At 69.3% G+C, this 10108-nt stretch carries 5 protein-coding genes; 2 read left to right on the top strand and 3 right to left on the bottom strand.

Annotated features, from left to right (window positions below; translation table 11 throughout):
- Nucleotides 1-57: 57 nt before the first annotated feature.
- The gene (locus JNB50_RS18915; protein WP_208041694.1) at nucleotides 58-1419 is read right to left on the bottom strand and encodes an extracellular solute-binding protein; all 1362 of its coding nucleotides are present in this window, start codon (nucleotides 1417-1419) and stop codon (nucleotides 58-60) included.
- A 175-nt stretch (nucleotides 1420-1594) separates the two neighbouring features.
- On the opposite strand from JNB50_RS18915, the gene JNB50_RS18910 reads away from it, so the two are divergent.
- Nucleotides 1595-4795: a GH92 family glycosyl hydrolase gene (locus JNB50_RS18910; RefSeq protein WP_208041693.1), complete on the top strand. Its 3201-nt coding sequence runs from the start codon at nucleotides 1595-1597 to the stop codon at nucleotides 4793-4795.
- A gap of 28 nt (nucleotides 4796-4823) precedes the next feature.
- On the opposite strand, the gene JNB50_RS18905 is transcribed toward JNB50_RS18910, so the two are convergent.
- Nucleotides 4824-5996 carry a serine hydrolase domain-containing protein gene (locus JNB50_RS18905; RefSeq protein ID WP_208041692.1) on the bottom strand — a complete coding sequence of 391 codons (1173 nt, stop codon included), beginning with the start codon at nucleotides 5994-5996 and terminating at the stop codon, nucleotides 4824-4826.
- Nucleotides 5997-6102: 106 nt separating this feature from the next.
- On the opposite strand from JNB50_RS18905, the gene JNB50_RS18900 reads away from it, so the two are divergent.
- Nucleotides 6103-7158 (top strand): LacI family DNA-binding transcriptional regulator, encoded by a 1056-nt coding sequence (locus JNB50_RS18900; RefSeq protein ID WP_208041691.1) that lies wholly within the window; start codon nucleotides 6103-6105, stop codon nucleotides 7156-7158.
- Between the two features lie 286 nt (nucleotides 7159-7444).
- Here the strand turns inward: JNB50_RS18900 and JNB50_RS18895 are convergent, their stop codons facing one another.
- Nucleotides 7445-9955, bottom strand: coding sequence for a sialidase family protein (locus tag JNB50_RS18895; protein ID WP_208041690.1), 2511 nt, complete (start codon nucleotides 9953-9955; stop codon nucleotides 7445-7447).
- Nucleotides 9956-10108: the final 153 nt, after the last annotated feature.

Here is a 10108-nt window from a genome sequence, read left to right as displayed (position 1 = left end):
GGGGGGTGGGGAGGCTCCGGCGGCGAGCCCGGTCGCGTCGCCGCCGGAGCCCGTCTCTCAGCGGCCCAGCTTGCCCTGGACCGTCGCCGCTGCGTTCTTCAGGAGCGCGTCGATGTCGGCGTTCCGGTCGGTGAGCACGGCCTGGACCACCGGATCGAGCGCGGCGTACACGTCCTGCGCGTTCACCGGCGGCTCCGCCTTGACCGTCTGCGTGGCGGCACGGTCGAGGTAGGGCTTGAAGTTGTCGACCGGGACGTTGTTCACGCCGGACACCCAGCCGAGGTACTGCGAGTACTTCGCGTCGCTCACGGCCGAGAGCCCCGGGATCGCGACGGGGGCGCCCTGCGCGGCGGCGGCCTCCGCGGCCTTCACCGCGTTGCCCTTGTCGGTGTACTTGTCGAGGTAGACGTACTTGATCCAGTCGACCGCTGCCTCCTTCTGGGCGTCGGACGCCTTCGGGTTCACGATCTCGATGTTGCCGCCGGAGAGGGTGACCGGCTTCTCCGACGCCGTCACGGTGGGCAGCGCGGCGAAGCCGAACGCCTTCGGCGCCATCTTCAGCTGCTGCGTGAGCGTGCCGAACGCGTCGGACTGGATGACGAACATGCCGACGTGTCCGGCCGCGAAGTCCTGCGCGATGTCGGAGATGCCGACGAGCGCGTTCGCCCCCATCGAGCGGTCCGTCCAGCGGAGGTCGCTCAGGAAGCTGAGGGCGTCCTTGGTGGGCGCGGCGTCGAAGGTCGCCTTCGTCCCCGCGGCGTTCTCCATGGCGCCGCCGCGCGTGTAGGTCTCCGCGGTGAGGATCCAGCCGCCCATGTTGTCCTTGGTCAGCTGCGAGAAGCCCGTCTGGCCGGTCGTTTCGGTGATGGCCTTGGCCGCCGTGCGCACGTCGTTCCACGTCGTCGGGGGCTTGTCGGGGTCGAGGCCGGCCTGGGTGAAGAGGTCGCGGTTGTACGCGAGCCCGAGCGCGTAGGCCGAGGTCGGGATGCCGTAGGTCTTGCCGTCCTTGCTCGCCAGGTCGACCATCGACGAGTTGAGCTCGTCCTTCACGCCGGCCTTGTCGAGCGACGCGGTGATGTCGGCGACCTGGCCGCGCTTGATCAGGCCGGCCATCTCGGTGAACGGCACGCCGATCACCGTCGGGAGGTCGCCTCCTGCGAGCTTGGCCTGGAACGTCTGCGAGTCCCATCCGGTCTCGCTCGTGCTGATCTTCCACTTCGGGTGCAGCTTCTTGAAGGCGGCGACCTGCTCCGTGAAGAGGGCGAGCTCGGCGGTCTGCGACGCTGCGGGCTGGTTGCCGATCACGAGCTCGACCGCGCTGCCCTCGGCGCTCGGGCTGGCGGAGCAGCCGGCGAGGGAGGCGACGAGCGCGACGGTGGCGATGCCGGCGGCCGTCGCGGCGATCCGGGTGAGTCTCATCTTTGAAACCTTTCATTGGTGTTCAGGGTTCCGTCGACGCGCTTCGGCTGTCCGCGGGCTGTGGCTTCCGGGAAACTGTTTGCCAAAGCGCTTTATCATCGACAAGATGAAGCATGACGATTTCGGTCCGACGTGTCAAGTCGCGGATCGAAGAGCCCCGAAGGAGCAGCCGACGATGACCCGCGTGATCCTCTCTCCGTCACCCGGCCCCGAGCGTGCCCCGGCCGCCGCGGCCGGGGCCGGTCTGCTCACGGACTCCCCGCTCCGCGCCTCCTGGCCGGCGTCGGTCGCCGTGCTCGACCGCACCGTGCTGCGCGAGGAGAGGACCGTGCTCGGCGACGACGATGAACTGCGCTACGCCGTCCTCCCCGCCTTCGACCACTCCGCAGAGATCGCCGACGCCTTCCGCGCATCGGCCATCGCGGTCGACCTGCTCTTCGACGACGGCACCCGGCTGCTGGAGTCGGATCCCGCCGACCAGTACGGCCTCCCGGCGTCGGCGAGGGCGTCGCTCGAGCGCGCCGCCCTCACGCCCGACCAGTGGAACCTCCGCCGCCTCCCGCTCGCGGCCCACGCCGGCCGCCGGGTCGTCGCGATCGAGGTCGTGGTCGACGCACCGGCGCCGACCGGGCCGACCTCCGGCGAGCTCACCGCGTGGGTCGACGGCGTCGCGATCGTTCCGGCTCGGCGGCTGCCGTCGGCCGCCTCCCCCGCCGACCTCGTCCTCACCACACGCGGCACACAGTCGTCGCCGACGGCCTCCCGGGGCAACACCATGCCGTTCGCTGGCCTCCCCCACGGCTTCACCCTGGTGACGCCGATGACCGACACCGCGAACGCGCACTGGAACTACGCCTGGAATCAGCACTCGGAGCACGGCAGGCTGCCCCGACTGCGCGGGCTGGCGATCTCCCACACGCCGAGCCTCTGGGTGGGCGATCGCGGCGTGCTGCTGCTGTCGGCGTCGCGCGGGCCCGGCGAACCCGATCCGGCAGGCGCCGCATTCGACCACGACGATGAGAGCGCGCGCCCGCACCGCTATGGGGTGCGACTGGCCGACGGCACGGCGGCCGAGGTGGCCGCGACCGATCACGGGGCGATCTTCCGCTTCGAGCTGGGCGCCGGCACTGCAGAGGCACGCCTCGTGTTCGACCGCCTGGACGGCGGCGCCTACGTGTTCGATCCCGGCACGCCGCAGGCCGTCTGCGGCTACGTCGACAGTCGCGGCCCGCACACGAGCCGCCTCCCGCGCCTCTACTTCGACGCGGTCGTGTCGGGGCGCACCGTGGAGGCCTCCGTCGTGCCCGGTATCGGCGGCGCGCCCGACAGCGCCGTCCTGCGTGTGCGACCCGACGCGGACGGGTCGATCACCGTGCGCGTCGGCACCTCCTGGATCGGCGCAGCGGAAGCCCGCGCCACACGCGAGACGGAGCTGCCGCCCTCGCGCGGCGTCGACGACGTCGCGACGTCGGCGAAGCGCGCCTGGAACGCGCTGCTGTCGCGCGTGCGGGTCGACGGGGCGACGGACGACCAACTGGTCACCCTCTACTCCAACCTCTACCGCCTCTTCCTCTACCCGACTGCGCTCACCGAGGGGTCGGGCCAGCACGAGCGCTACGCCAGCCCGTTCCTCGACGTCGCGGAGGAGGATGGCCCCGACCGCAGCCGATCCGCCGTGCGTTCCGGCCGCATGTACGCCAACAATGGTTTCTGGGACACCTATCGCACCTCCTGGCCCGGTTATCTGCTGTTCGCGCCCGACCGGGTCGGCGATCTGCTCGACGGCTTCCTCCAGCACTACCGCGACGGCGGCTGGACCGCGCGGTGGAGCGCCCCGGGCTATCTCGACGCCATGGTGGGCACCAGCTTCGACGTGATTTCGGCCGACGCCGTGACGAAGCACGCCCCCGGATTCGACGCCGCGCACGCGTACGACGCCGCGTTGCGCAATGCGACCGTCCACCCGCCGAGCCGTTTCACCGGACGCAAGGGCCTCCGCTCGACGCTGTATCGCGGCTACGTCGCGAACGATCTCGACGAGGGTCTCTCCTGGACCGTCGAGGGGGCGATCAACGACTTCGGCCTCTGGGTGCAGGCGACGGCACTCGCCCGGCTGGCGCCGACGGGCGGCGAGCGCCGCTCCCGGCTCGATGCGGAGGCCCGGTACTTCCACTCCCGAGCGCTCGCCTACCGCAGGCTGTTCGACCCGGCGACCGGCTTCCTGCGCTCCCGCACGCCGGAGGGTGACTGGGAGGAACCCTTCGACCCCGCGGTCTGGGGCGGCGGGTACACCGAGACGAACGCCTGGGGCATGGCCGTGAGCGCTCCCCACGACGGCGCAGGGCTCGCGCACCTCCACGGCGGGCCGCAGGGCCTCGCCCGCCTGCTCGACGCCTACTTCTCGACTCCGGAGACGGCACGGGAGGAACTGCGGGGCACCTACCCGTCGGTCATCCACGAGATGACGGAGGCGCGCGACATCCGGCTGGGGATGTTCGGCCTCTCCAACCAGCCGGCCCACCACGTCCCGTACATGTACGCGTTCGCGGGAGCGCCGCACCGGTTGCAGGCCCTGGTGCGGGAGTCGCTCGCGCGGCTCTTCACCGGGTCCGAGATCGGCCAGGGCTACCCGGGCGACGAGGACAACGGCGAGATGTCGGCCTGGTGGCTCTTCTCGGCGATGGGGCTCTATCCCCTCGCGCCGGGATCCGGCGAGTACGTCGTCGGGTCGCCGCTCTTCCCCCGCCTGACGGTCGACATCCCCGGTGCGGGAACACTCGAGATCGTGGCGGAGAACCAGGCTCCGGAGAACGTCTACGTGCAGTCGCTGACCCTGGACGGCGAGCCGTGGGAGTCGCTGGCGATCCCGCACGCGCGGATCGCGCGGGACGCGCGCCTCGTCTTCACGATGGGACCGGAGCCGTCGGCCTGGGGCGCATCGCCGGAGGCACGTCCGTCGTCGCTGAGCGACCACGACCTCCCGTTGCTCGATGACGCCCTGCGGGACGCGCGGGTCGCGTCCGACGCAGGGCCCGCTGCTGCCGCGCTCACCGACGACATCGGTGCCACGACCGTCGAGCTGGCCGCCGGCGCGTGCGTGACGTGGGAGCTGCGGGAGGCAGCCGCACCCGAGCTGACGACGCTGACGCTCGCCGAGCCCGGCCGCTATGCGTGGCGGCTCGAGCGCAGCGCCGACGGTATCGCGTGGAGCGTCGCCGACGAACGCGACGAGGAGTACGCCTGGGCGCATCAGCTGCGCGTGTTCGCCCCGGCCGCCCTGTCCACTCCGGCCCGCTGGTGGCGGTTGACGGCGTTGACACCGCTGCCGCTGGAGCAGGTGGAGCTCCTCACTCCCTCTGCCCTGATCCGCTCCTGACCGCTGGGGGCGCGGGCGCCCCGCGGCGTCAGAGGCCGACGGCGCTCTTGACGGCGGCGAGCATCGGGACCCACCGCGGGTCGATGCCGACCTCGGGGTAGAGCATCCGCTGGCTCACGAATCCGAACGCGATGCCGGTCGCGGGATGGGCGAAGCCGAGCCGGCCTCCCATGCCCGAGTGCCCGAACGAGCCGGGCCCGATCATCGGGTTGAGCGGGTTGCTGATCTCGAAGCCGAGGCCCCAGACCGCGGGCAGAGGAGCCCCTCCCGTGCAGTCGGGCAGGGAGGCGTCGGCCGCCTGGTTCTCGGACGCCTCGCGCACGATCCCGTCGGACAGCAGGCGCACGCCCTCCACCTCGCCGATGCACGCGGCGTACATCGCGGCGAGTCCGCGACCGTTGGTGACGCCGTTGCCCGCGGGGATGACCGCACGGCGGAACTCGGGCTGGTTGAACGGCTCGGTGCCCAGCCGGTCGTCGACGCGTGCGAAGAGCGGGGGGAGCTGCGCGGCCGAACGCCAGGCGGCCTCGCACACGTCGCTGACGGGCTCCGGCGGCCTCGGGGGTGCCTCGATGAGGCGTGTGAGGCTGGGCAGGTAGCGATCGTCCGCCGAGGCGGGCTGGCCGATCCAGAAGTCGACCCCCAGCGGGTCCGCCACCTGCTTCGCGAAGTACTCCCCCACCGGCATGCCCGAGACCCGGCGGACGATCTCTCCCACCAGGAACCCGAAGCTGAGCGCGTGATAGACCACCCACTCGCGCGGCGGGTACTGGCTCGGCTGCGCGGCGAGAGCGGAGGTGACGGTCTCCCACTCGCTCGCCCGCGTGATGGGGTCGAGGTCGATGTACGGGAGGCCGACGCGGTGGGTGAGGACATCCCGGACCGTCAGCGCCTCTTTGCCCGCAGCACCGAACTCCGGCCAGTGCTGGGCGACGCGGTCGTCGAGGCCGACGAGCCCGCGGTCGACCAACTGCAGGAGGCACACCGTCGCCGCGCCCTTGGTGATGGAGAAACCGAGCGTGACGCTGTCGCGCTGCCACGGGGCGCCCGAGAGCGGGTCCGCTCCGCCCCAGAGATCCACGACGACCTCGCCATGGTGCCGGATGCTCAGACTGCCGCCCTCGTCCGGCACGCTCCCGATCGCCTCGGCGAATGCGTCCCGCACTGCGCGCCACCCGGGCGCCACGAATCCTTCGACCATTCGGTCACTCTACAAGAAGTCGCCAAAGCGCTTTACCATCGAGTGGTGGCGTGACGTGCGCCTGGATAGGATGCGCTGAGATCCAGTGCAGGAAAGGGGCCGATCGGTGGAGTCCAAACCGGTGAGACTGGTCGACATCGCCCGGGCGGCCGGCGTCTCGCTGGCGACCGCGTCCCAGGTGATGAACAACTCCGGCCGGATCGCCGACGCCACCCGCCGGCGCGTGCTCGCCGCAGCCGAGCGGCTCGACTACCGCCCCAACGCACTCGCACGCGCTACCGCCTCCGGCCGCAGCCGCACGATCGGCATCCTCGCTGAGAACGCGTCCGGCGCCTTCTGTATGCCGGTGCTGGTCGGCACGAACCGCACCCTCAGCCGGTTCAACCTCGCGAGCGTGCTCTACGACGCCGCACACAGCGTCGACCTGCGCCACTCCCACTTCCGCGAGCTGCAGGCGCGCCAGGTCGACGGCATCGTCGTGATCGGCGACGGCGCCGACGGCGTCAGCCGATCGATCACGCAGGAGTTCGGCGGCCCGGTCGCCTACGCATTCGGCAAGTCGAGCGACCCCGCAGACGCCGTCTTCCTCCCCGACGACGAGCAGGCCGGCCGGCTCGCCGCCGAGCACCTCATCGGCCTCGGCCGCACCCGCCTCGTGCATGTCAGCGCGGAAGCCGAGCTCGCCACCGTGGCGGGCCGCGCCCGCGGCTTCGCGGCCGCCCTCGAGGCGCACGGCCTGCAGCCGGCGCACGAGCCCCTGTACGGCGCGTTCTCCCGCGAATCCGGCTTCTACGCCGCCCGCCGTCTCATCGACTCCGGCGCCGAGTTCGACGGCATCTTCGCCGGCAACGACGCGATCGCCGTCGGCCTGGCCGCCGAACTGCAGGCGTCCGGCAGGCGGGTCCCCGACGACCTCGCCATCGTCGGCTTCGACAACACGGCGGGCCAAGCGGGCGAGCGGGAACTCTTCCTCACCTCCGTCGACCCCCAGCTCGCGGCCGTCGGCTCCCGCGCGGTCGAATGGCTCGTCGCCCAGCTCGAAGACGATCCAGACGCCTCCCCCATCACTCCCTGGGTCGAGTGCACGCTCGTCACCGGCCGATCCACCGTCGGCGGCCTGCCGACACCGCGCTCGCTCGTGCTGGAGCAGCTGTTGGCTTAGTGAGGGGCGGGGTGGCCGGATGGGGCACCGCTGGCCAGCACTCTTGTCGCGTTGCGGAGACGGAGGGATTTGAACCTGACGCCGCTCCTCAAGCGGCCGCGAGGTACCCGGAGAACCGCGGAATTCCGCAGCTGCTCGATAACATTGCACCGCTCTCGGTTACGGGAGTTGTGGGGTTTCTGAGGGCTCGGAATGTCGCGCGCCGAGCCTGCGGCGTGTGGTCGGGCTCCAGATGCAATCACGACATCGGGTCGCGGTGACACTGACCACCGCGACCCGTCCGCGTTTATCCGGCAGAAGTTGTCAGGAACGACAGCGGCACCCTCTGGAAGTACAGTCCGGTGTTCTGCAGCTCCCACAGCAGGCCGATGCTCCCATCGGGAAGCACCGTGAGGCTGTTGTAGGCATATCCTGCTGCGCGGATCGTCCTGTTGTACGTGAACGTGCTCCCGCCGTCGGTGCTGAGGCGGAGAACGCCGTTGTTCCGGCTAGGACCCGTTGCGTTTGCAAAGAGCACGCGGTCTTTCCCGTCTCCGAGCGACGGGTAGTGGAAGGAGGCGGTCTGGCAGAAGACGTCGGTCAGCTGGTTGTTGTAGGCCACTTGCGACCAGGTCGCCCCACCATCCGAGCTCGTGGCAGTCGCGACCTTGCCCGTTCCCGAGCTGTTGCGCATGTACATCAGGATGTCGCCGTTCGTCTTCTGGATGATCGACGGCTCGTGAAGACTGGCGCTGGAGGTCGTGACCGTTTGCGACTGGATGGTCGTCCCGTTGAAGACGCGCCCGTCGTTCGGCGAAGAGCCGCGCTGCCAGGTGGACCCGTGGTCGTCGCTGTAGACCGTAGCCGATGAGTACACGCCGGAACCGTTGCTGTAGTAGACGGGGAACTCGAGACGCCCGTTCGACAACTGGATCCCGTTCCCTGGCCCGGTTCCCAGGAACTTCATCCACGACGCCTTGACCGACGCGTTGATGTGGAGGGGCTGGGACCACGTCACTCCGTCATCGTCGCTGTGCATCACGACGAGGTAGGAGGTGCCGAACTCCGAGAGGCTCTGGTTGGGGTCCACGCCGTTCTTCAGGTAGATGTTGCCAGCGCCGGAGCCTGCATGGGTCACGTTGCCCGTGGTCATGTCGACGACGTAGGTTGTCAGCGTCCCGGTCGAGTCGTAGACGGAGCCGTCGGAGTGGAGCGCGTAAGTAGCACCGGTCGCATAGTTCACGAGGACACGGTTGCCTGATGCGTCGAACCCGGTACCGGCCTGATTGTTCGGCTGACCCCAACCGCCGGGGAAGTGGTCAACCATCAGGAAGATGCGGCCGGTCGACGAGTCCTGGACCATCGCCGAGTCGATCGCGCTGGCCCCGTTGGAGCCGGTGCCCGGGTAATCAAGGATCGTCGTGGCAGCGGACCAGGTGGCTCCCCCGTCTGTGCTGCGACGGATGGCGGTGTTGATGTCGTTCGGGGCGTCGCTCGCCGAGCTCTCCCGCTGATCGGCCGAGGCGAGCAGCGTCCCTGACGAGGTCGTCAGGAGCGCGGGGATCCGGTAGTTGGCGGATCCCGCATAGCCGTTGTCGTAGAGAGCCTGGAAGGTGGACGGAGTCGCGCCGGCGAGGTTCTTCGCTTGGCTATCCGAGAGCGCCGTCGAGTAGACGTTCACCCAGTTGATCGTGCCTCCGAAGTACCACTGGCCTCCACCGTTGTCCACATTCCTGCCGACCCACATGCCGTTGAGTCCGCTCACCAAAGAGAAGAACGCGGTCGATGTCGAGCCGGCGACGCGATAGCCATCCGCGTAGATCGTCGTTCCGCCGGATCCCGCCGAGACGACGACGGTGTGGGTGGCGCCGTCGTTGAATCGCCCGGGCGCCGTTAATTGCGTGCTGTATGTCCCGTTCGACCGGTCCTCGAAGTAGAGTGCGCCGTTGTTCAGGCTGACCGTGATGTTGCTCGACGGGTTGGTCGTGTCCGAGGCGCTGAAGATCGCGCCGGCAGCCGATGTGCTGGTGCTGGAGAATGACGCAGCGATGCTGCCAGCCGCGAGTGAGGAGACGCTTCCCAGGTCGGTTGTCTTGTCGACGTAGGTGCTGCTGCCGTTGAACGACTGGGCAACGGGATACGAGAGCAGGGCATCCGGCGCTGGGCTCAGTGAGACAACGTCCGCGGCGGCGAGGGCCGACGAGTACACCTTGACCGAGGCGATCGTGCCCGTGAAGTACCATTGGCCGCCACCATTGTCGACGTTTCGGCCGATCCACATGCCGTTCAGCCCGCTCACCGTGCTGAAGAATGCGGAGGACGTTCCGGCGAAGACCTGGTACCCGTCGGCGTAGATTCGGGTGCCATCCGACCCAACCGTGACCGCCGCCGTGTGCCATGCGCCGTCATTGAACGAAGCCGCAGAGGACGGGTCGTCGACAGTCGGATAGGTGAGGTTGGTCGCGAAGTTGTTGGTGGTCGTGTTGTTCTGTCTGACCTCGAAGTGCAGCTTCCCGCTGTTGACGGACAGGGTGATGTTGCTGGAGGGCAGGGTCGTGTTCGAAGCGCTCAAGAGCGTCATCGCGCTCCCGGTGCTCGTGGTTTTGAAGCGGACGACAATGGTTCCTGTGCTCAGGCCGCTCACTGCAGAGAGGTCACTGGTGTGGTCGGTGTAGGTGGACCCGGTGTATGTGACGCTCGTCGAGTCGTCGAGCACTGGTGTCGGCGGTGCCGCCAACGCGGGCGATTGAGCGGCGAGTACGGTCGCGGCGGCGATGGCGCCTGCGACGAGGAGGGACAGCGATCGAGAGTGTTTCATCAGCGGACCTGCTTTCGTCTTCGAACGGTTGCGCGATGGTGCGATCGGGTTGTCGACTCACTAGGTGAACCGGCTGAGTGGGACGGAGTTTCCGGACATCCCAGGTGGGATGTCTGTGAGGCGGACTGCGCGGCATGGTCGCCTCCGCTCAGT

This window comes from Leifsonia sp. TF02-11, from assembly GCF_017565305.1.
Taxonomy (GTDB): Bacteria; Actinomycetota; Actinomycetes; order Actinomycetales; family Microbacteriaceae; genus Leifsonia.
This window is presented reverse-complemented; position numbering and strand designations above follow the sequence as displayed.

Coding starts and splice junctions, on each gene's coding strand:
- JNB50_RS18915 (WP_208041694.1), bottom strand. CDS start 1,419: ATGAGACTCACCCGGATCGCCGCGACGGCCGCCGGCATCGCCACCGTC.
- JNB50_RS18910 (WP_208041693.1), top strand. CDS start 1,595: ATGACCCGCGTGATCCTCTCTCCGTCACCCGGCCCCGAGCGTGCCCCG.
- JNB50_RS18895 (WP_208041690.1), bottom strand. CDS start 9,955: ATGAAACACTCTCGATCGCTGTCCCTCCTCGTCGCAGGCGCCATCGCC.
- JNB50_RS18905 (WP_208041692.1), bottom strand. CDS start 5,996: ATGGTCGAAGGATTCGTGGCGCCCGGGTGGCGCGCAGTGCGGGACGCA.